Annotated in this window: 16 protein-coding genes; 11 read left to right on the forward strand and 5 right to left on the reverse strand. The window is 59.8% G+C overall.

Annotated elements, in window-relative coordinates; genetic code table 11:
- The first annotated feature begins 12 nt into the window (after positions 1-12).
- From FIU93_RS09905 to FIU93_RS09940, 8 genes are all read left to right on the forward strand, one after another.
- Positions 13-966: a branched-chain amino acid ABC transporter permease gene (locus tag FIU93_RS09905; protein ID WP_023003590.1), complete on the forward strand. Its 954-nt coding sequence runs from the start codon at positions 13-15 to the stop codon at positions 964-966.
- A 13-nt stretch (positions 967-979) separates the two neighbouring features.
- The gene (locus tag FIU93_RS09910; protein WP_023003588.1) at positions 980-2,056 is read left to right on the forward strand and encodes a branched-chain amino acid ABC transporter permease; all 1,077 of its coding nucleotides are present in this window, start codon (positions 980-982) and stop codon (positions 2,054-2,056) included.
- 104 nt (positions 2,057-2,160) lie between these two features.
- The gene (locus tag FIU93_RS09915) at positions 2,161-3,492 is read left to right on the forward strand and encodes an ABC transporter substrate-binding protein (RefSeq protein WP_031270547.1); all 1,332 of its coding nucleotides are present in this window, start codon (positions 2,161-2,163) and stop codon (positions 3,490-3,492) included.
- A 60-nt stretch (positions 3,493-3,552) separates the two neighbouring features.
- Entirely contained in the window at positions 3,553-4,407 is an 855-nt protein-coding gene (locus FIU93_RS09920; RefSeq protein WP_023003584.1) for an ABC transporter ATP-binding protein, read from the forward strand.
- Between the two features lie 40 nt (positions 4,408-4,447).
- Positions 4,448-5,686: an AMP-binding protein gene (locus FIU93_RS09925; RefSeq protein WP_152505493.1), complete on the forward strand. Its 1,239-nt coding sequence runs from the start codon at positions 4,448-4,450 to the stop codon at positions 5,684-5,686.
- Between the two features lie 298 nt (positions 5,687-5,984).
- The gene (gene hemH, locus FIU93_RS09930) at positions 5,985-7,064 is read left to right on the forward strand and encodes a ferrochelatase (RefSeq protein WP_152505494.1); all 1,080 of its coding nucleotides are present in this window, start codon (positions 5,985-5,987) and stop codon (positions 7,062-7,064) included.
- Positions 7,065-7,291: 227 nt separating this feature from the next.
- The gene (locus FIU93_RS09935; RefSeq protein WP_152505495.1) at positions 7,292-8,281 is read left to right on the forward strand and encodes an SPFH domain-containing protein; all 990 of its coding nucleotides are present in this window, start codon (positions 7,292-7,294) and stop codon (positions 8,279-8,281) included.
- Positions 8,278-8,733, forward strand: a complete 456-nt coding sequence (locus FIU93_RS09940) for an NfeD family protein (protein WP_152505496.1) — start codon at positions 8,278-8,280, stop codon at positions 8,731-8,733. The genes FIU93_RS09935 and FIU93_RS09940 overlap by 4 nt, the downstream gene beginning before the upstream one ends.
- Positions 8,734-8,787: 54 nt before the next feature.
- Here FIU93_RS09940 and FIU93_RS09945 read toward each other — a convergent pair whose 3' ends face one another.
- The 3 genes from FIU93_RS09945 to FIU93_RS09955 form a co-directional block, all read right to left on the reverse strand.
- Positions 8,788-9,645, reverse strand: coding sequence for a flagellar motor protein MotB (locus tag FIU93_RS09945; protein WP_023003573.1), 858 nt, complete (start codon positions 9,643-9,645; stop codon positions 8,788-8,790).
- A gap of 126 nt (positions 9,646-9,771) precedes the next feature.
- Positions 9,772-10,539, reverse strand: a complete 768-nt coding sequence (locus FIU93_RS09950) for a MotA/TolQ/ExbB proton channel family protein (protein ID WP_023003571.1) — start codon at positions 10,537-10,539, stop codon at positions 9,772-9,774.
- A gap of 157 nt (positions 10,540-10,696) precedes the next feature.
- A complete protein-coding gene (locus FIU93_RS09955; RefSeq protein WP_023003569.1) occupies positions 10,697-11,710 on the reverse strand; it encodes a KpsF/GutQ family sugar-phosphate isomerase in 1,014 nt (337 codons plus the stop codon).
- Between the two features lie 205 nt (positions 11,711-11,915).
- Between FIU93_RS09955 and FIU93_RS09960 the strand changes: the two genes are divergently transcribed.
- From FIU93_RS09960 to FIU93_RS09970, 3 genes are all read left to right on the forward strand, one after another.
- The gene (locus FIU93_RS09960; protein ID WP_152505497.1) at positions 11,916-13,379 is read left to right on the forward strand and encodes an outer membrane beta-barrel protein; all 1,464 of its coding nucleotides are present in this window, start codon (positions 11,916-11,918) and stop codon (positions 13,377-13,379) included.
- 76 nt (positions 13,380-13,455) lie between these two features.
- Entirely contained in the window at positions 13,456-14,727 is a 1,272-nt protein-coding gene (locus tag FIU93_RS09965; protein ID WP_209009929.1) for a lytic murein transglycosylase, read from the forward strand.
- 34 nt (positions 14,728-14,761) lie between these two features.
- Positions 14,762-16,039 carry a GDSL-type esterase/lipase family protein gene (locus FIU93_RS09970; RefSeq protein ID WP_152505499.1) on the forward strand — a complete coding sequence of 426 codons (1,278 nt, stop codon included), beginning with the start codon at positions 14,762-14,764 and terminating at the stop codon, positions 16,037-16,039.
- Between the two features lie 78 nt (positions 16,040-16,117).
- On the opposite strand, the gene FIU93_RS09975 is transcribed toward FIU93_RS09970, so the two are convergent.
- Positions 16,118-17,548, reverse strand: a complete 1,431-nt coding sequence (locus FIU93_RS09975; RefSeq protein ID WP_031270545.1) for a glutamate synthase subunit beta — start codon at positions 17,546-17,548, stop codon at positions 16,118-16,120.
- A 91-nt stretch (positions 17,549-17,639) separates the two neighbouring features.
- Positions 17,640-22,316, reverse strand: a complete 4,677-nt coding sequence (gene gltB / locus FIU93_RS09980) for a glutamate synthase large subunit (RefSeq protein WP_228866389.1) — start codon at positions 22,314-22,316, stop codon at positions 17,640-17,642.
- Between the last annotated feature and the right edge of the window lie 585 nt (positions 22,317-22,901).

The raw sequence follows: 22,901 nt of genomic DNA on the forward strand, positions 1-22,901 counted from the left end.
GAGGGACGAACCATGCTCTACGACATTTTTATCGATCCCTTCGTACAGATGTACCAGATGCCGGATTTCTTCCTGCAGGTCCTGTGGGAAGGTTTCGTCGCCGGAATTCTGTATGCGCTGATCGCGCTGGGTTTCGTGCTGATCTTCAAGGCCTCCGGCGTTTTCAACTTCGCCCAGGGCATCATGGTGGTGTTCGCCGGCCTGACGCTGGTGGGCCTCAACGAAAACGGTGTGCCTGCCTATCTGGCACTGATCCTGACCATCGGCGTGATGGGGGTTCTGGCATACGGAGTGGAACGGGTGGTCATGAGACCCCTGGTCAACCAGCCGGAAATCATCCTTCTGATGGCGACCATCGGCCTGACGTATTTCCTCGTCGGTTTCGGTGAATTCGTCTTCGGCGGCGAGCCCAAGCAGATGATTACCGAGCAACTGGGGCTTCCAACCGGCTCGACCGCGTTCGAATTCGGTGACCGGGGTCTTGTGATCCTGCAGCATATCGATATTGCCGCAGCCGTGATCGCGGTGGTGATGGTGACGGCGCTCGGCATCTTCTTCAACAAGACGCGGATCGGCCGGGCCTTGCGGGCCGTTGCTGACGACCACCAGGCCGCCCTTTCCGTCGGTATCTCTCTCAACCAGATCTGGGCGATCGTCTGGTTCGCAGCAGGCCTCGTGGCCCTGGCGACCGGCATCATGTGGGGGGCGCGGTCCGACGTGTCCTTCGCGCTGGAAATCGTAGCGTTCAAGGCGTTGCCGGTGCTGATCCTCGGCGGCTTCACGTCGATCCCGGGTGCCATTGTCGGCGGCCTGATCATCGGCTTCGGCGAGAAGATCGGCGAACTGTACTGGGGTGGTCTAGTCGGGGGCGGGATTGAATCCTGGCTCGCCTATATCATCGCCCTGATCTTCCTTCTGTTCCGGCCACAAGGCCTCTTCGGCGAACGTATCATCGAGCGGATCTAGGGATATCTGACCCATGTTTTATCGCGAAGCTGGCCAATTCAAGACGAGCTACAAGGCGGATCAGGCGCTGTTCCCGATCCTCCAGGACCGCGTCGGCCTGGCCGTCATTCTGATCACGGCGTTTGCAGTCATTCCGGCCCTTGCCAACGACTTCTTCCTGACCTCCATCATGATCCCGTTCCTGGTATTTTCGCTGGCGGCGATCGGGCTGAACATCCTGACCGGGTTCTGCGGACAGTTGTCCCTGGGGACCGGTGCGTTCATGGGCGTCGGTGCCTATGCCGCCTACAAGCTGACGTCGATCTTTCCCGATGCCAATGTCATCGTGATGGTTCTGGTGTCCGGCGTGTTCTCGGCTGCCATCGGCGCGGTCTTCGGACTGCCGAGCCTGCGCATCAAGGGGCTTTACCTTGCGGTGACGACGCTCGCCGCGCAGTTCTTCCTGGAATGGTGCTTCATCCGTATTCCGTGGCTCTACAACTACAACGCCTCCGGCGCGATCGAAGTGCCGCGCCGCGAAGTTTTCGGCATCATCGCCACGGGGGCGGAAGCAACGCCGCTGGCACGCTACTTCATCGTTCTCGGTATCACGGTGCTGATCGCCTTCCTGATGGCGAACGTCCTGCGCGGCCGGATCGGCAGATCCTGGATGATGATCCGCGACATGGACATTGCGGCTGAACTCATAGGCGTTCGCCCGCTGCAGACCAAGCTGATGGCCTTTGCCGTGTCGTCCTACATCTGCGGCGTGGCCGGTGCGATGATGGTGTTCTTCTGGCTGAATGCCGCCGAGCCGTCGTCCTACTCCATCCGGTTGTCCTTCCAGGTGCTGTTCATGGTGATCCTGGGCGGCCTGGGCAGCCTCGGCGGAGCCTTCATGGGAGCCGCCTTCATCTGGATCCTGCCTGTTGTTCTGAAATTCGTACCCGGCCTCCTCGGCATCGACCTTGCCGCGGAGACCGTGGAGCACGCGACCTTCATGATCGTTGGCGCTCTCATCATTTTCTTCCTGATCGTCGAACCGCATGGCTTTGCGCGGCTCTGGCAGATCGCGAAGCAGAAGCTCAGGGTCTGGCCGTTCCCTTACTAGGGGCTGCCAGCCTTTTCGCCCGCCATCCGGACATGGACCGATCCGGTGAGGAATGGCGCAACCGGTCCGGCGGTATTCATTTCGATGCCGCGTGGGAGGAGAATATGAAAAGCATTAAGCAATTTGCGCTGGGAACCGCTGTTGCGCTCGGGGTCGGTCTCTCCGGCGCCATGACGACTGCGGTCCAGGCACAAGATACCAACTATGTGCCGCTCCTGACTTACCGGACCGGGCCTTACGCAGGCTCCGGCATCCATATCGCCAACGGCATGCATGACTACCTGCAGATGCTGAACGAGCGCGATGGCGGCATCGGTGGCGTCAAGCTGGCGCTGGAAGAGTGTGAAACCGGTTACAACGCCCAGAAAGGCGTCGAGTGCTACGAAGCCACCAAGGGCAAGGGCGCGCTGGTCTACAACCCGTATTCCACCGGTATCACGCTTCAGCTGATCCCCAAGGCCGGTGTCGACAAGATCCCGGTTCTTTCGATGGGCTACGGCCTGTCGGCTGCCGCTGTCGGTTCCACGTTCCCGTGGATCTTCAACGTGCCGGACACCTATTGGGACGGCGCTTCCGTGGTCATCAAGTACATCGGTGAGCAGGAAGGCGGTCTTGAGAACCTCAAGGGCAAGAAGATCGGTTACATCTTCCTTGACGCCGGTTACGGCCGCGAGCCCCTGCCGCTTTTGGAGCAGCTGGCCGAAAAATACGGCTTCGAACTGCTGCAGTACCCGGTTCCGGGTGCGGAAATGCAGAACCAGTCTTCACAGTGGCTCAACGTACGCCGCGACCGTCCGGACTACATGATCATGTGGGGCTGGGGTGCGATGAACCCGACCGCCGTCAAGGAAGCCGTCAAGATCCGCTTTCCGATGGACAAGTTCATCGGTGTGTGGTGGTCCGCGGGTGACGACGATGCTGCCGCCGGTGGTGAAGGTGCCAAGGGCTACAAGGCACTGAACTTCTCCGGTGTCGGCGCCGACTTCCCGGCTCTCGATGACATCAAGAAACACGTCATCGATACAGGCAAGTCCTCCACCGATGCGGAGACGATCGGCAGCACGCTCTATAACCGTGGCGTCCTGAACTCGGTCATCATCGCGGAAGGCATCCGCAGCGCCCAGCAACTGACCGGCAAGACGGTCATCACGGGCGAAGACATGCGTCTTGGTCTCGAGGCTCTCAACCTGGACGAGGCTCGTCTGGCTGAGCTCGGTCTGAAGGGCTTTGCCCATCCGATGAAAGTGACCTGCGATGACCATGCCGGCAGCCATCCGGTGTTCATCCAGGAGTGGGACGGCAAGAAGTGGCGTCAGGCTTCTGACTGGATCGAGCCGATGACCGATGTGGTCCGTCCGCTGCTGGAAGCAGCCGCTGCGGAATACGCAGAAAAGAATGCGCCGTGGCCGGCGCGCACCGAACCCTGCCCGAACTGATAGGCAGTCCGCTCCGCCGCGCCGCATAACGTGCGGCGGAGCAACCAGGGAGAAGAGGGAATGGCATTGCTGGATGTAGAACAGCCTGGTTCGCAGGGCGCTCGGGATGCTGCCGGGACAATCCTGTCGGTCAACAATATCGAGGTCATTTATGACCACGTGATCCTGGTGCTGAAGGGCGTGTCGCTGACGATTCCCAAAGGCGGGATCGTGGCGCTGCTCGGCGCGAATGGAGCGGGCAAGACGACCACGCTGAAAGCGATTTCGAACCTGCTTGGTGCCGAACGTGGCGAAGTGACAAAGGGCAAGATCCTTTTCGATGGCGAAGAAGTCCAGGCGCTGTCGCCAAACGATCTGGTTCGCCGGGGATGCATCCAGGTGATGGAGGGCCGGCATTGTTTCGGTCACCTGTCCATCGAGGAAAACCTGCTCACGGGCGCCTACACCCGCAAGGACGGGTACAGCGCCGTGAAGGCGGACCTGGAGATGGTCTACAATTATTTTCCGCGTCTGCGCGAGCGGCGTGGCAGTCAGGCGGGTTACACCTCCGGCGGCGAACAGCAGATGTGCGCTATCGGCCGTGCCCTGATGAGCCGACCGAAGATGATCCTGCTGGATGAACCGAGCATGGGGCTGGCGCCTCAGCTTGTGGAGGAAATCTTCGAGATCGTCCGCCAGCTCAACCAAAAGGAAGGCGTGTCCTTCCTGCTTGCCGAACAGAACACCAACGTGGCGCTGAAATACGCGACCTACGGCTACATTCTGGAATCCGGCCGCATTGTGCTCGACGGCGACGCAAAGGCGTTGCGCGAGAACGAGGACGTCAAGGAATTCTATCTGGGCGTTGGCGGCGAGGGCCGTCGGTCGTTCCGGAATGTCAAACATTATAAGCGAAGGAAGCGCTGGCTGGCCTGACGGGGTTTCAGACACAGGGCCGAAACAGGCGGAGACGACCATGAGCGACATTCAGTTTGACGCGCGCGAGCGGCAAGACGCCGCTCAGCGCGAACGGGATCTTTTTGCCCGATTGCCGGATCTTCTGGTCCATGCGACAGGCAAATCCTCCGGGTGGGCCGCACATCTGGACGGATGCGATATTGCTGGCGTTACTGACCGGACAGCGCTTGCGGGACTGCCGGTTCTGCGCAAGTCGGACCTTCTGGAAAAGCAGCGGGCACAGCCGCCCTTCGGCGGATTTCTGGCAGGTGAGCTTTCCGGTGCTGCAAGGGTTTTCATGTCGCCAGGACCTATCTGGGAACCGCAGGCGCCCGGGCTCGATCCCTGGAACGGTGCGCGAACTCTGTTCGCAGCCGGTTTCCGCAAGGGCGATGTGGTTCTCAATGCGTTTTCCTATCACCTGACACCGGGCGGCTTCATTCTGGATCAAGGTGCCATTGCACTTGGATGCACGGTGTTTCCCGCCGGCGTTGGCAATACGGACAGTCAGGTCGAAGCGATCGAGGTGCTCAAACCGTCCGGTTTCGTCGGCACGCCGGACTATCTGAAGATCCTCCTCGATCGTGGCCGGGACCAGGGCCGGGATGTCTCCTCCATCAAGAAGGCCCTGGTCTCGGGTGGTGCATTGTTTCCATCCCTGCGCGAGGAATACGAGGCAGGCGGAATTCGTGTCGGACAGTGCTACGCGACAGCGGACCTCGGCGTCATCGCCTATGAAAGCGAGGCAAGGGAGGGCATGGTCGTCAACGAGGACTATATCGTGGAGATCGTGCGCCCGGGCACCGGCGAGCCGGTGGCAGATGGTGAGGTCGGCGAACTGGTGGTCACCAACTTCAACAGCCTCTATCCGCTGATCCGCTTCGCGACCGGCGATCTGTCCAAGATCATTCCCGGACAGTCGCCCTGCGGACGCACCAACATGCGGCTTGCCGGCTGGATGGGACGGGCAGATCAGCGCACCAAGGTCAAAGGCATGTTCGTCGACCCGGCGCAGATCGCGCAGATCGTTGCCGCCCATCCCGAAATCAGCAAGGCCCGCCTTGCCGTCAGCCGCATTGGCGAGGCCGATGCCATGACACTGACCGTGGAAACCGACGCCTCCGGCAACGGCTTGCCGGAACGGGTTGCGGAAACACTGCGTGAAGTGACCCATCTGAAGGGGGACGTCCTGACCGTTGCTCCGGGCGGTTTGCCGAATGATGGCAAGGTGATTGCGGATGAACGGGAGTACGGTTGAGGCTCGGAGCAACGCGCAGGCATGCCTCCGGAGTTAATGCAAGTTTCAGTCTCATCCTGAAGAAGCGCGCAAGCGCTGTTTCGAAAGATGGCTGCATACTCCGGAGCAAGTTGCCCATCCGACGGGACGAAGCTGGCGGCTCTCCTCAGTTTGAGGTCTTTTGTTGTTGCACTTCCGCCTGAAATTCGGTGATCTGCCTGCTCAAATCTGCGTATGACAAATGCCGCATTGGCCTCGGCATGTGCTTGGCCTATGTATGGCGTCAGACAGACAGATCGTTTTAGGACCAATCCCGCAGATGACCGTTCAACCGACCGCGCCGATCGCAGCCGACCAGGAAGCCGCATTCAGAAAACTCGACCTGCCGAAGGACCATCCTTCGGTCAAGAGCGGCAAGGTGGGCGTGCTTCTGGTCAATCTGGGCACACCGGACGGCACGGACTATTGGCCGATGCGCCGGTATCTGCGCGAATTCCTGTCCGACAAGCGCGTTATCGAGTGGCCCCGGGCAATCTGGTATCCGATCCTCTATGGCATTGTTTTGATGACCCGGCCAGGAAAGTCCGGCAAGGCCTACGAGGAGATCTGGAACAAGGAAAAAGACGAGTCGCCTCTGCGCACGATCACGCGCAGCCAGTCGGACAAACTGTCCGAGATGCTGGGCGATGCGGACGGCAAGCTGAAGATCGACTGGGCGATGCGCTATGGTCAGCCGTCGATCCCGGACAGGTTGAAGGCGCTCAAGGACGAGGGCTGCGACCGGATCCTGATCTTCCCGCTTTATCCGCAGTATTCGGCAACCACCACGGCGACCGTCAATGACGTTGTCTGCAAGACGCTGTTGAAGATGCGCTGGCAACCGGCGATCCGGACCGTGCCGCCCTATCACGACGACCCGGTCTATGTGACCGCCCTCGCAAAATCAGTTGAGCGGCATCTGGAAAGCCTCGATTTCAAGCCGGACGTGGTGCTGACCTCCTATCACGGTATTCCGCAATCCTATTTCAAACGCGGGGATCCCTATCACTGCCACTGCATGAAGACGACCCGTCTCATGCGCGAGGTCCTGGGCTGGGACGCCGAGAAACTGCGCGTGACCTTCCAGTCCCGGTTCGGTCCGGAAGAATGGTTGCAGCCCTACACGGACAAGACCGTCGAACAGCTGGCCAAGGACGGCGTGAAAAACGTTGCGGTGATGAACCCGGGTTTCGTTGCAGACTGTCTTGAGACGCTTGAGGAAATTGCCGGCGAGGCCGGGGAGATCTTCGAAGAGAGCGGCGGCGAGAATTTCAGCCATATCCCCTGTCTGAACGACAGCGATCTTGGCATGGATGTGCTGTCCCATATCGTGCGGCGGGAACTTGGCGGCTGGATCTGACCAGCCGCAAATCCACAGGCGTTTAACCTTGCCGGTGGAAAATACTCGTAAAATTTCGCGATACTGCCCATAAGTCACGGCACTGTTTCACGAGCGCCTTAAGTGTTTGTGCGAACGGGGCTAGCGGACGTGTGTCCGTATAGGCTCAACGCCGCGAATACGCTGGAAACGCTCTGGTATTCGGCGCATAGTGACGGTGCTATTTTAGAAAATTACGGGAGACGTATATGCCAATCGCGGGATTTGACATTTTCCTGATCGGCCTTGTCGTGCTGGTCATTCTGGTCTTTTTCGCCGGCGTAAAGACGGTGCCGCAAGGCTACAATTATACGATCGAACGTTTTGGAAAATACCGGAAGACGCTGACACCGGGCCTGAATTTCATCATTCCGTTCATCGACAGGGTCGGCCACAAGCTCAACATGATGGAGCAGGTGCTGGACGTGCCGACACAGGAAGTGATCACCCGCGACAATGCGACGGTGAGCGCGGACGGCGTAACCTTCTACCAGGTGCTCGATGCTGCCCGTGCTGCCTACGAAGTGCTTGGTCTTCAGAACGCTATTTTGAACCTGACCATGACCAACATCCGCTCGGTGATGGGGTCGATGGATCTCGACAACCTTCTGTCCAACCGCGATGAAATCAATGCCCAGATCCTGCGCGTCGTCGATGCGGCTGCAGAGCCATGGGGCATCAAGATCACCCGTATAGAGATAAAGGATATCAATCCGCCGCGCGATCTGGTGGATGCCATGGCCCGCCAGATGAAGGCGGAACGCGAGAAGCGTGCCTACATTCTCGAGGCCGAAGGCAAGCGCCAATCGGAAATCCTGAAAGCCGAAGGCCAGAAGCAGTCGCTTATCCTGGAGGCCGAAGGCCGCCGCGAATCCGCGTTCCGTGATGCGGAAGCTCGCGAACGCGAGGCGGAAGCGGAAGCCAAGGCAACGCAGCTGGTGAGTGCGGCTATTGCCGCCGGTGACGTTCAGGCGATCAACTACTTCGTCGCCAACAAATACGTCGAAGCCTTCAAGGAACTGGCGACCTCGCGCAATCAGAAGACACTCATCCTCCCGATGGAAGCGACGTCGCTGCTGGGGTCCCTGAGCGGTATCGGTGCCATTGCCAAGGAAGCGTTCGGTGACGACGGCTCTTCAAGCCGGTCTTCTTCCCGCATTCCCAATACCCGCAGCGATGAAGGAGACGAGAACCGGTGAGCCTGATTGAAAGCACGATCGCTGCCCTCGGGGCCTGGAGCTGGTTCGTTCTGGGGCTTCTGCTGCTGGGACTCGAGATCCTGGCGCCCGGCACGATTTTTCTCTGGTTTGGCCTGTCGGCGCTTGTCGTCGGTGTCGTGGCTCTGTTGTTCGATTTCGCCTGGCAGGTGGATGTTGGGCTGTTCCTCGTGCTGTCACTCGTCAGCCTGCTGATCGGACGTCGGCTGATGCAGAAGCTTGCGTCGGAGAAGGGCGATCCGGGGCTCAACCAGCGCGGAAGTCGTTATGTCGGCCGAGAATTCACCCTTGCCGCGCCCTTGAACGAGGGCGCCGGAAACCTGTCCATCGATGACACGATCTGGCGCATTACCGGACCGGACATGCCGGCCGGCACGAAAGTTCGTGTCGAGGCAATTGACGGGGCGCGGCTGGTGGTCTCGCGGGTCAGCTAGATCTCACCGGCATCGTACGCGTTTCCCTTGCAGGGGGGCTCTTGCCGTACGGGACTAAAGTTTGTGGCCGGCCGGCAGCGGCGGTTCTTCAGCCTTGAGCAGAATGCCGATCCTGCGGTTTGCCGCCAAGTAGGGGTCGTTGGGGAACAGCGGTTCGGTGTCGGCCTTGCCAACCACTGAGTAGAACTGATTATCCGGCACGCCGTATTCGGACAGGATCTGCCGGGCGACATTGGCGCGTTCGCTGGACAGCTCCCAGCCGGTATAGCTTGGATCGATGGACTGTCGGCCAGCAGTCGTGTGACCTGTAATCTCGATGCGATTTGGCATCTGCGACAGCACAGGTGCCATCTTGGCGATCAGGCGGCGGGTGGTCTCGTAAGGATACTTCGAGCCTTCCCGGAACATTGAGCGCCCGTCCTGATCGACGAGCATGATGTTCAGTCCGTCCTCGGATTCTTCCAGAATGATGTTGCTGGAAATCTCGGTGATTTCCGGCATCTCCTGCCAGGCCTGGCGCAGCGAGGCGGCAGCCGTCGCAAATTGCCGCGGTTTTTCGATATCGGCTTCCAGCGTGTCGTGCGTGTTGGCTTCCGGACCCTGTTTGCGCCGCTGTTCATGGCGCACCTGGGAGAAGTCGGAATCCATCTCCTGTTCGACCTGGCTGATATCCTTCATGTAGTCGCGGATCGGAATGCCCTCGACCTCGATGATACCGGTCTTGCGGGACGTGTCCTTCACACCGAAGGCTTCGCGCATGGAGCCGGCGACCACCTGAAGCTTTTCCTTGTCCTGAATGGAAAAGGAAATGATCAGAACGAAGAAGCAGACGAGCAGGGACATCAGATCGGCAAAGGTCACCAGCCAGTCCGGTGCGCCGCCGCCGCCTTGAGGTTTCTGTTTCTTTGCCATCGCGCTGTGGTCGCTCTTTTGTCAGTTCCGGATCAGACTTGGTACGATCGATTGCGATTGAGCCCTTACCAATCGCTTCCAGGGTTGGCGAACAATCTGCCCGGGTTCATCTGAACGCTTCCTGCTCTAGGCCGCGTCCGCCAGTTCGGCGCGCAATTTGTCCGGCAGGTATGCAATCAGCATTTCCTTGATCAAGGCCGGGCTCTTGGATTCGCGGATCTGGCAAACACCGTCGATGATCAGCGTCTGGTTGAGATCGTCGACGTCGAATTTCGCATCCAGCTTGTCCACCAGAGGCAGACAAAGGATGTTGGAGATCAACGCGCCGTACAGGGTCGTCAGAAGGGCGACGGCCATGGAAGGCCCGATTGCCGCAGGGTCGTCCATGTTGGCAAGCATCTGCACCAGGCCGACCAGTGTCCCGATCATGCCGAAGGCGGGAGCGGAATCGCCAAGTGCCTTGAAAACGCGCTTGCCTTCCGCGAGCCGGGAAAGCTGCAGGTCGCGCTCGCGTTCCATCGATTCCTTGATGAATTCCAGCTCATAGCCGTCCGCAATATATTGCACACCCTTGGCAAGGACCGGATCGGAGACGTCCACGTTCTCCAGGCCAAGCGGGCCGGACTTGCGGACAATTTCACCCAGGTTGCTGATTTCGGTAATCAGGTCGCGAGGGCTTGCGTTCTTGCCCGCAAGCGCAACCTTGAAGCCCGTAACGAAAGCAGTGGCGATGTCGGTAAGCTGGAAGCGGATCAGTGTGGCGGCGAGACCGCCGCCGACCACGATGAGGACCGACGGCACGTCAATAAACTGACCGAAACTGCCACCAAGAAAAATAGCGGTCGTCACGATGCCAAAGGCACCCACAATGCCGATTAATGTCGCCAGATCCATTCTGTACACACACCAAGGTCTGCGGCGTCAAGCCGATGAAACTTCGGGGCAGTGTAAGAGGCTTATGGCTAATCAAATCCTAATGACGCGCCACTTGCCGGCCGGAAAAGAAACTTTTTCGACCCCGTGAGGCAATATTGCCTGCTTCGGTGAAAGATCAGGCTGCGCCGATGCGAAGAAGATCGTGCAGATGGACAATACCGACGGGGCGACCGTCCTCGATCACGAACACGGAGGTGATCGACAGGCTGTTGGCCAATTCAAGAATTGAAGCCGACAATGTGTCCGGAGAAACGGTCTTTGGAGCACGCGTCATGATTTCACCGGCAGATTTTGCCAGGAGATTTGACGATACATGGCGGCGCAAGTCACCGTCGGTGATGATGCCGATCAACTGTTTCAGTTCGTCGACGACACCCAGCACACCGAAGCCGCGCTGGGTCATCAGGACGATGCCTTCGCTCATCGAGGTGTTTGCGGACACCAGCGGCATGCGTTCGCCGGTGTGCATGATGTCCTTGGCCGTTTTCAGGCTGGCGCCCAGGCGGCCGCCCGGGTGGAACACACGGAAGTCCTGCGCGGTAAACCCACGTCCTTCCAGAAGAGCCACAGCGAGTGCATCACCGACGGCCAGCTGAATGAGGGCGGAGGTTGTCGGGGCGAGGCCATGCGGGCAGGCCTCGGTGACAGCAGGCAGGTTCATGACGATATCAGCTGCACGGCCGAGGGTGCTGTCCTTGCGCGAGGTGATCGCGATCAAGGGCACCTTGAAGCGACGGGTGTAGCTGACGATGCCTGCCAGTTCCTGAGTTTCACCCGACCAGGACAGGGCGATCACGACGTCGTCTTCGGTGATCATGCCCAGGTCGCCGTGACTGGCTTCACTGGCATGAACGAAGAAAGACGGCGTTCCCGTTGACGCAAGGCTTGCTGCGATCTTGGTGCCGATATGACCACTCTTGCCGATGCCGGTGATGACAACGCGTCCCTTGCTCTTTTGAATGAGATCGAAGGTCTTCTGGAACGGGATGGCAAGTCCGTTCTTCAGCGCTGCGCGAACGGCACTCAGGCCGGCAATTTCCGTTTCCAGGGTCCGCTCTGCGGAGACGAGGCACAGGGACGTCATGTCTGTATTTTCTTCGGAAACCGGGTCGCGCAGAACGGTGGTCATGAACATAATTCTTTTTTTATTTAGGATCGCCTAGCTCTATGCCAGTCGCCGACGGGGATCAAGAACCCGTGATCTATTAAATGCATTAGATCAGGTGACTTTATGTAACTTTGTGTAACCTTCCAAATTGCGAAAAAGAAACGAAGGATTAACCATCATTCGTCAGGTTGGACCGGACATTCCACGTCGACTGGTCCCGGAATTCATGCGCAGCTTTCTGCCTCTGATCACTTTTCTTGCCGTTTTGCAGGCCGTTTCCGCGGCTGCACAAACGACGCTCGACGATTTGCGTGGATCGGACGACCCAGGCGGGGCGCAAGAATCAGCAGACCCTTCCGATCAGGCAGCCCAGGCGGCAGACCGCAATCCTACGCAGGCAAATGTCTTTTCCCTTCGTTCGACACTGAATTCGGCAACAGCGGAAACTGGGTCGAGCGGCCTTGGAACCAATGGCAGAGCCACTCCTGTCAGGCCATTTGCCGACAGGATTGCAGCTGTCGACAGGGCGGTTCCTCTATCGGACAGCGGTATCGATGACAGCGTTTTTGGCGGAGATACGACCTTCGATGCAGCAGAGGGGATCCGGCTCGGGTCCTTCACGCTGACGCCCCAACTGACCGTATCGACAGGTTGGACCGATAACCGGTCACAGGCGGCAGACGGAACCTCTGGCAAGTTCTACCGGATTTCTCCCGATGTTTCGCTGAACTCGAACTGGTCACGCCATCAGCTGGACACGTCGCTGCGCGGTTCCTTCACCGGATATCCCGGTGATACCGACGACAACGAGGCGAATGTCTTTGCGGCGGCAAACCTGCGGCTCGACATCAGCGAAGCGACACAGGTCACGACCAGTATATCCTACACGCTCAGCCAGGAGGACGACGGCAGCGCAGAATCGGCTTCCGGGACCGACTACGATCACGAACTTTCGGGAAGCCTTAGTGGTACGCGCGCAGTCGGCATCGTTGCCGCAACAGCTTCGCTCGGCGTCGACCGGAATTTCTATACGTCGGAAAGCGGACCGGAATCCGGACGCAACAACACGCTCTACTCTGCCAGCCTGCGGCTGGACGGCAATACCGGCAGCGTGTTTTCTCCGTTCGTCGAGGGGGCGCTGCTTCTGCGGCGCTATGACGATACCTGTAGCGATGCCTTGTGCGAAAAACGAAATGCCAATGGCTATCAGGTCATGGGTGGTGTCACCATCGCATCCGGCCCCAAACTTACCGGGGAACTCGGTGCGGGGTGGCGGATCGAGGACATTGAGGATGACAGGCTTAAAAACCTGTCAGGCCTGATTGCCGACGCCTCCCTGGTCTGGTCGCCAAGCCGCCTGACGACGGTTACCGCTGGTCTTGGCACCTCCTTCGAGGCGACCGATATCGACGGTGCCAGCGGTTCGATCATCTACTCCGGCGACCTGCGCCTTGCTCATGCCTTCAGTGATCGTCTGGTGGGCGAGACCGGTGTCGGTTACAGTTACCGGACCTATGAAGGTGTTTCGATCGAAGAGCGTACCCTGACAGGGTTTGGTGGTCTGACCTTCGCTGTGACGAAGAACATTGCGGTAACGGCGGATTATACCCATCGTCGTTTCGACAGTTCCCAGCAGGGGAACGACTATTCCGAAAACGCTGTTGAAGCCGGGTTTAGATTGCGGCATTAACGTCACGGTAACCAAATCAACATCATTCATGGGGCGGGGGCAGAAACTTACGGACCTGGGCATCGAGGAGGCCCTGATGCGGAACCTTGCGCAGCTGACTGCGAACGTGAAAACCATATTGCCCTTTTCAGGAAGACTGAGAACCCTCGGGCGCCGGCTGCTTTTGACTGCCGCGGCGACGGGCACTTTGCTGGCCGTTTCGGTGCCGGCACAGGCCGATCAGGGGTTCAGCCAGTTCGTTTCCGGCTTCTGGCCGACGGCCAGGGCAGCCGGCATTTCTTCCCAGACCTACAACGCGGTCTTCACCGGCATGCAGCCGGACGATGACACCTTGCGCCTGATGAGCAAGCAATCCGAGTTCGTGAAACCGATCTGGGATTATCTCGATAGCGCCGTTTCAGACACGCGGGTCGAAAAAGGCCGCGAGATGCTGAAGGAGTACAGCCAGGTTCTTGCGGTCATCGAAAACCGCTACGGCGTCGATCGTGAAGCTGTCCTGGCGATCTGGGGCATGGAAACCAACTATGGCGGCTTCATGGGGCGTCATAACGTAATCCAGGCACTGGCGACGCTGGCCTATGCGGCGCCGCGCCGGAAGAGCTTCTGGGAAAAGGAACTTGTTACCGCGCTGGCGATCGTCCAGGCAGGTCATGTGCGTTTCCAGGACATGGAAGGTTCCTGGGCCGGCGCCATGGGACACACCCAGTTCATGCCCTCCAGCTGGAAGGCCTATGCAGCCGACTATGACGGTGACGGCCGCCGGGATATCTGGACGTCCATACCCGATGCACTCGCCTCAACCGCTGCCTATCTGCAAAAGCACGGCTGGCAGACAGGCAAGACCTGGGGATACGAGGTAGCCTTGCCCAGCGGCTTCGACTATCACATGGCCGATGGCGAAAAGACGCTGACGCTAGGCGAATGGGGGCGATACGGAATTCGCCGGTCAAACGGCAAGGATTTTCCGCGGCCGTCCGACAACGCCATCCTGGTTCTGCCTGCCGGAGCAAGCGGACCGGCGTTTCTGATGCTGAAGAACTTCTACGTGATCAAGCGTTACAACAACGCGACTGCCTATGCGCTTGCCGTCGGCCATCTTGCCGACCGGATCATTGGCGGCGGACCGATCGAGGGCGACTGGTCGCGCGAGCACCTTCCGCTCAATCGCTCTGAAACCGCGGAATTGCAGGCGCTTTTGAACCAGCGTGGATTTTCTGTCGGTACGGCGGACGGCAGGATTGGACCTGCTACCCGAAAGGGTATCCGAGCCTACCAGCGCTCACGTGGCATGGTTCCCGACGGTTATGCATCCATTGTTTTGCTGGCACGCCTGAAGCTGGACGGCTAAACTGGGCGCAGTGCAGCTGCAGCAGGAGCACAGCGTGAGAGTTCAGACACGGCAACGGGAAGGGAAGGGGACACGCGCCGCCTCGCTTCGGGTTGTCGTATGCCTTGGCCTTGCGCTTGTTGCCTGCTCTGCCGGACTCTCTGCCGCACAGAACGCGCAGCGCGGTGAAATCGTGGTTGCGCAGAACGGGCCCTTCCGGGGGTTCAATCCGTTTGCTCCATTGCAGCGGCTGTTTGGCGGTGGGGGCGAGAAGCGCAGAAAGCAGCCGCAAAAGACACAGCAGAAGCCGCGGGTTTCCCGGCCCGCGGGTGCACCGCCCAAATTCGACGTTCTCGAAAAGGACCCCAATGCCGGCCTGATCCTGGTCGTTGGAGACCGCATGGCACGCGGTGTCGCCGACGGGTTGAAATACACACTTGCGCAAAAACCACAGATCCGTGTCGAAGCCATTACCGAGGACAAGGAAGGCTTTGTCGGGGAAGGTTCGCCGGACTGGGCGACGCAGGTGGTTTCCAGGATCCGGGGGGCGGACGTTCAGGCCGTTGTGGTGATGATCGGCCGGCAGGATCTGGGTAAATCCTTTTCCGGTGAACCGCCTGTTGAATTCATGACTGCAGAGTGGCTGGAGAGCTACCGCAGGAAGGTCGACGGGCTTGTGCGTGTGGTGCGACAGGAAAAGAAACCGCTTGTGTGGGCCGGCCTGCCGCCCACGGGCGACGAACTGGTGAACGCGGATTTCACGCAGCTCAACTCGATCTTCCAGGGCGCGTCGGAGGACAGGCGGGTCCGCTATGTCGACATATGGGATATCTTCCTGGCTGAAGACGGCAGCTTTTCCTCTTACGGACCCGATGTCGACGGCAAGAACACGCGTCTGCGGACGAACGACAAGATCGATTTCACATGGGCGGGCTATCGGAAAGTCGCATTCTTCGTGGAACGCGAACTGTCCCGCCTGCTCGGAGGCTATGGCGGGCTGGCTTTCGAAGGCGTGGAGGATGATCCGAACTTCATCGTCCTGACCGGACGTACGACGTCGCCCGAAGCACTGCTTCTGGGTGGTGAGGATGAAGAAGAGATCAATTCGGCCAGCAGGACCTATCGTTTCTTTGTGAAGGGCGAGCCCTTGCCACCCATGCAGGGACGGGTGGACGATCCACGGATGCCTGCCGTTGCAGTGTCTGCGCCGGCTGCCGCTGTTGAGGAAGTGTTTGCCCCTACAAGTGCCGATTTGCGTGAGAGCTTGAGTTCAGCAGCCAGCCAGGATGCGCAAGGCCGCGTTTCTGTGACTGTGCGTCCGGGATCGCAATGACCCTTTGAAATAGGTTCGAAAAACACAAAACCCCGCAGGCGTTTGCCGGCGGGGTTTTTTCATTTCCGGATGTAGAGTTCAGCGCGGCAGGTCGGTAGAGCCGGTCAGGAACTCGTCAACAGCGCGCGCTGCCTGACGGCCTTCGCGGATTGCCCAGACAACCAGGGACTGACCCTTGCGCACGTCGCCGGCAGCATAGACCTTGTCCAGGCTGGTCTTGTAATCGTCGGTGTTGGCCTTGACGTTGGTGCGGCCATCCAGCTCAAGCTTGTCGCCGGCTTCGGCGATGTAGGTTTCCAGCAGCGGGCCGGAAAAGCCTATAGCCGCCAGAACGAGGTCTGCGCGCAGGATGAATTCGGTACCTTCAATCGGGCGGCGCTTTTCATCCACGCGGGCGCATTTGACGCCGGTAACCTTGCCGTCTTCGCCGACAAGGGCAAGCGTTGCGGCAGAAAACTCACGCTCAGCGCCTTCGGCCTGCGACGACGAGGTGCGGAACTTGGTCGGCCAGTACGGCCAGATCGCCAGCTTGTCTTCCTTCAGCGGCGGGATCGGGCGAATGTCGAGCTGCGTCACCGACAGGGCTCCCTGACGGAATGCGGTGCCGACGCAGTCGGACGCGGTGTCGCCGCCGCCGATGACGACGACATGCTTGCCACCGGCCCAGATCGGGGCCTCGTCGCCTTCCGGCTCACCGCCGACCCGGCGGTTCTGCTGGACCAGGTACGGCATCGCCCAATGGCAGCCTTCCAGTTCCATGCCGGAGACACCCGGATCACGCGGACGTTCGGCACCTGCGCACAGGATAACCGCGTCGTGACGCTCGGCCAGTTCTTCCAGGGCAACGGTTACACCGACATTGACGCCGTAATGGAACGTCACGCCTTCAGCTTCCATCTGCTTCACGCGGCGGTCGATGTAGTGCTTTTCCATCTTGAAGTCGGGAATGCCGTAGCGCAGCAGGCCACCGGCCTTCGGCTCACGCTCATAGACATGCACGGTGTGACCAGCGCGGGCGAGCTGCTGGGCGGCCGCCATGCCTGCGGGGCCGGAGCCGATGATCGCCACTGCCTTGCCGGTCTTGGTCGCGGACAGCTCCGGTACGATCCAGCCTTCTTCCCAACCCTTGTCGGCAATCGCCTGTTCCACGCTCTTGATGTTGACCGGAATGTCTTCCAGGTTCAGCGTGCAGGCTTCCTCGCAAGGAGCCGGGCAGATGCGCCCGGTGAACTCGGGAAAGTTGTTGGTGGAATGCAGGTTCTTGAGCGCGTAGTCCCAGTCACCCTGGTAGACCAGATCGTTCCAGTCCGGGATCTGGTTGTTGACCGGACAACCGGTCGGGCCATGGCAGAACGGAATACCGCAATCCATGCAGCGGGCCGCCTGATTGGTGACGTCCTGGTCGTTCAGCGGAATGGTGAACTCGCGGAAATGGCGAATACGGTCAGAGGCAGGCTGATACTTCTGTTCCTGCCGATCGATTTCCATAAAACCGGTTACCTTGCCCAAGGCGACCTCCTCAAAATTTCATGCGTCTGTCCAGGGTGGCTGCAATCGGCCGCGTCATGCGGCCGAGAGCCAGTTCGTGCGTTTGGCCGGATTATTCGGCGGCGACCATGCCGAGGCGCTGTTCTTCCATTTCGCGCAGGGCCCGGCGGTATTCGACCGGCATCACCTTGACGAACTTGGGCCGGTACTGGGTCCAGTTGTCGAGGATTGCCTCGGCCTTTGTCGAGCCGGTCAGTTCCAGATGTTTCGTCAGCATCTGGCGCAGGCGCTCATCGTCATGACGGGTCATGTCGCAGGAAAGGTCCACGCGGCCCTTGTGCTCGATATCGCCACCATGGTGGTGCAGCTTCTCCAGAAGATCGTCTTCTTCGGTCACCGGTTCCAGTTCGACCATGGCCAGGTTGCAGCGGGAGCCGAATGTGCCGTCTTCATCGAGCACATAGGCAATGCCGCCGGACATGCCGGCCGCGAAGTTGCGTCCGGTCTGGCCGATCACGACGACGACGCCGCCGGTCATGTATTCGCAGCCGTGGTCACCCACGCCTTCGACAACGGCAACAGCGCCGGAGTTGCGAACTGCAAAGCGTTCCCCGGCAACACCGCGGAAGTAGCATTCACCTTCGGTTGCGCCGTAGAGCACCGTGTTGCCGACAATGATCGAGTTTTCCGGCACGATCCGGGTGTTCTCCGGCGGGCGGACGATCAGCTTGCCACCGGCAAGACCCTTGCCGACATAGTCGTTGGCATCGCCGACAAGATCAATGGTGACGCCGCGGGCGACGAAGGCGCCGAACGCCTGGCCTGCCGTGCCCTTCAGATTGATCTTCAGGGTGTCGGGGTGTTTAAGGCCCTTGTTGCCGTACCGCTTGGCGATTTCACCGGAGAGCATGGCACCAACCGACCGGTCAACGGAACAGATCGTCTCGTCGACAATTGTCGGTTCCTTGCTGTCCAGGGCCGGCTTGGAAGCGGCAATCAGGCGACGGTCCAGGATGTCGTGGATCGGGTGATCCTGACGCGTGGTCCAGCGGGTCTCTTCCGGTTTTGCTTCCGGCTGGAAGAAAATACGGGAGAAATCGAGACCCTTGGCCTTCCAATGATCGATTGCGGCTTCCTTGTCGAGGAAGTCGGACCGGCCGATCATGTCTTCCATCGTTTTGAAGCCGAGGTTGGCCATCAGCTCGCGCACTTCTTCGGCGACGAAGAAGAAGTAGTTGATGACGTGTTCCGGGGTGCCCTTGAAGCGCTTGCGCAGGACCGGGTCCTGGGTGGCGATGCCGACCGGGCAGGTGTTGAGATGGCACTTGCGCATCATCAGGCAGCCCGCGGCAATCAGCGGAGCGGTCGAGAAGCCGAATTCGTCGGCACCAAGAAGCGCACCGATGATGACGTCCCGGCCTGTGCGGATGCCGCCGTCGACCTGAAGGGCGATGCGCGAGCGCAGTCCGTTCAGCACCAGGGTCTGCTGGGTTTCGGCAAGGCCGATTTCCCAGGGAGAGCCGGCGTGTTTGATCGAGGTCAGCGGTGATGCACCGGTGCCGCCGTCGTAACCGGAAATCGTGATGTGGTCGGCGCGTGCCTTGGCAACGCCGGCAGCAACCGTTCCGACACCCACTTCCGACACCAGCTTGACCGAGATATCGGCTTCCGGGTTGACGTTTTTCAGGTCGTAGATCAGCTGCGCCAGATCTTCGATGGAGTAGATGTCATGGTGCGGCGGGGGCGAAATCAGGCCGACGCCCGGGGTCGAGTGACGCACCTTGGCGATCACCGCATCCACCTTGTGACCCGGCAACTGGCCGCCTTCGCCGGGCTTTGCACCCTGGGCAACCTTAATCTGGATCATGTCGGAGTTGACCAGATATTCCGTGGTCACGCCGAAGCGGCCGGAAGCAACCTGCTTGATGGCAGAGCGCTGCGGGTTGGACGAGCCGTCCGGCAGCGGATTGAAGCGCTCCGGCTCTTCGCCGCCTTCACCGGTGTTCGACTTGCCGCCGATCTGGTTCATGGCGATTGCCAGGGTCGTGTGAGCTTCACGCGAAATCGAGCCGAAGGACATGGCGCCGGTGACGAAGCGCTTGACGATGGCTTCTGCCGGTTCCACCTGGTCGAGCGCGATCGGCGAGCGGCCGATTTCGTCCGCGGACTTGATCCGGAACAGGCCGCGGATCGCGTAGCGTCCGCTCTTTTCGTTCACTTCCTTGGCGAAGGCGCGATAGGTGTCCGGGAGCTTCGCGCGCACTGCATGCTGCAGCAGCGCGACGGAGTCCGGGGTCCACATGTGGCTTTCACCACGGGTCCGGTAAGCGTATTCACCGCCAACTTCCAGCGAGCGGCGCAGGATGGCGACGTCACCGAAGGCCTGCTCGTGGCGCAGAACGGTTTCATCGGCGACTTCGGCAAGGCCGATGCCTTCGATCATGGTTGCCGTGCCGAAGAAGTACTTCTTCACGAAGGACGAGCCGAGGCCGACAGCGTCGAAAATCTGCGCGCCGCAATAGGACTGGTAGGTCGAGATGCCCATCTTGGACATGACCTTGAGGATGCCCTTGTCGATGGACTTGATGTAGCGGTAGACGACTTCGTCCTGATCGACTTCCTCCGGGAAGTCCATTTCCATATGCATGGAAAGCAGCGTTTCAAACGCGAGATAAGGGTTGATCGCTTCCGCGCCATAGCCGGCCAGAACACAGAAATGGTGGACTTCGCGCGCTTCACCGGTTTCCACCACCAGGCCAACAGAGGTTCTCAGACCCTTGCGGATGAGGTGATGATGCACGGCAGCGGTTGCCAGCAGCGCGGGGATCGCGATGCGTGACCGGCTGATCAGACGATCGGACAGGATGATGATGTTGTATCCGTCCAGAACCGCTTTTTCGGCGCGCTCGCACAATTCGTCGAGAGCGCCTTCCATACCGACAGCGCCTTTTTCGGAATTGTAGGTGATGTCCAGTGTCTTGGCGGAGAACTGGTTGTCTGCGATGTCGCCGATCGCGCGGATCTTCTCCAGGTCCTCGTTGGTGAGGATCGGCTGGCGCACTTCCAGCCGCTTGGAGGTCGACAGGCCTTCAAGGTCGAAGATGTTCGGACGCGGGCCGATGAAGGAGACAAGGCTCATCACCAGCTCCTCGCGGATCGGGTCGATCGGCGGGTTGGTGACCTGGGCGAAGTTCTGCTTGAAATAGGTGTAAAGCAGCTTGGACTTGTCGGAGAGCGCTGAAATCGGCGTGTCCGTGCCCATGGAGCCGATGGCTTCCTGGCCGACGGTTGCCATCGGGGTCATCAGAAGCTTGATGTCTTCTTCCGTGTAGCCGAAGGCCTGCTGGCGGTCGAGAAGGCTTTCACCGGCTACCGGCGCGCGCTGGCGCACGCCCGGAAGGTCTTCCAGTACGATCTGGGACCGGTGCAGCCAGTCCTTGTACGGGTTGGCCGTGGAAAGCTGCCGCTTGATTTCGTCGTCGGAAACGATCCGGCCTTCGTCCATGTCGATCAGCAGCATCTTGCCCGGCTGCAGACGCCATTTCTGGACAATGCGCTCTTCTTCGACCGGCAGGACGCCAACTTCGGAAGACATGATGACGAAGTCGTCGTCGGTGACGATGTAGCGGGCAGGACGCAGGCCGTTCCGGTCCAGCGTTGCGCCGATCTGGCGGCCATCGGTGAAGGCAACGGCTGCCGGGCCGTCCCACGGCTCCATCAGGGCAGCATGGTATTCGTAGAAGGCACGACGGTTGTCGTCCATCAGCGGGTTGCCGGCCCAGGCTTCCGGGATCAGCATCATGGCCGCATGGGCGAGCGAATAACCACCCATGACCAGGAACTCGAGGGCGTTGTCGAAGCAGGCGGTGTCCGACTGGCCTTCATAGGAAATCGGCCAGAGCTTGGAGATGTCGTCCCCGAGCAGCGCCGACGATACGGACGCCTGACGCGCCGCCATCCAGTTGACGTTGCCGCGCAGCGTGTTGATCTCACCGTTGTGCGCAACCATACGGTAGGGGTGCGACAGATCCCAGGACGGGAACGTGTTGGTGGAAAAACGCTGGTGGACAAGGGCCAGGGCCGACGAAAAGCGCTCGTCCTTCAGGTCGGCGTAATAGGCCCCGAGCTGATAGGCGAGGAACATGCCTTTGTAGACAATGGTCCGGCTGGACATTGAAACGATATAAAAGCCTTTTGAAACCGCATCGGTTTCGGCACGCACACGGTTCGAGATGACCTTGCGCAGTACATAAAGGCGGCGTTCGAAGGCATCTGCCTCACCGCCGGTCTTGCGGATGAAGACCTGACGGGAAACCGGTTCGGTGGCAGCAATGTCCGGCGCCTTGGAAAGCGATGAATTGTCGACGGGCACGTCACGCCAGCCGATCAGTTCCTTGCCTTCGTCTTCAATGACACGCTCGACGATGGCTTCGCACTTGGCGCGCAGCTCATCGTCCTGCGGCATGAAGATGAAACCGACACCATATTCACCGGCATCGGGAAGCGGTGTGCCGGCGTTCGCCAGTTCTTCTGCAAAGAACGCGTGCGGGATCTGCACCAGCATGCCTGCGCCATCGCCCATCAACGGGTCGGCACCAACCGCGCCGCGGTGCGTGAGGTTTTCAAGAACCTGCAGACCGTCGGCAATAATCTTGTGGGACTTCTCGCCTTTCATGTGGGCGACAAAGCCGACACCGCAGGCGTCGTGTTCGCGCGACGGATTATAGAGCCCTTTGTCGGCGGCCGTGCTCAGTCGTTCCGCAAGTGTAGTGGTTGCGGTGGTCTTCATGTCCACGCTCCCAGCTTGCATGGCTGTGCTCGTCGTCAGCTCTATCTTCGTCATGTGCGCCCTCACTGTTGACCCCAGTGCCGCCGTGGCTGGGAGCGTCCGGTTCCGTTCGGGTCGCATTCCATCAAGAATGCGGTCCGGCGAACCCTGGCTTTCCTGCCCCGGCTCTGTTGTTGTATTAACCACGGCCGTTTATCAAAGCAAACCGCCGCATTGACGCAGCGGTCCTCCGCTGCCGAAACGTTCCGTCTCGCTTCCTTGCGGATCCTCCCCGGATCCGCCCAGTGGTCAGCCTGGCTATCACCGATGCCTTTTTGTCCTGCGCCCTGTCCGGGCCGTTTTGGGCATGGCGATAATTGGGACAGCATACCTGTCCTATTCCAAGCGGCGCGAACATGACAGATTTCGCCGTCGTGAGCAAGAGTGTTTCTGCGTCGCCGCATTATAATTGTTTCGCGCGAAAAGTGCCAATCGTCCGGAAAGGTCAAAACCGACGATAAATATGTAAGAATCTTGCGTTTGTTAAACTTTGTGCAGTTATGCTCGCAAAACAGTCACATGCGTTTGATTTCCTATTTATCTTCA

This window comes from Labrenzia sp. THAF35 (assembly GCF_009363595.1).
Lineage (GTDB): Bacteria > Pseudomonadota > Alphaproteobacteria > Rhizobiales > Stappiaceae > Roseibium > Roseibium algicola.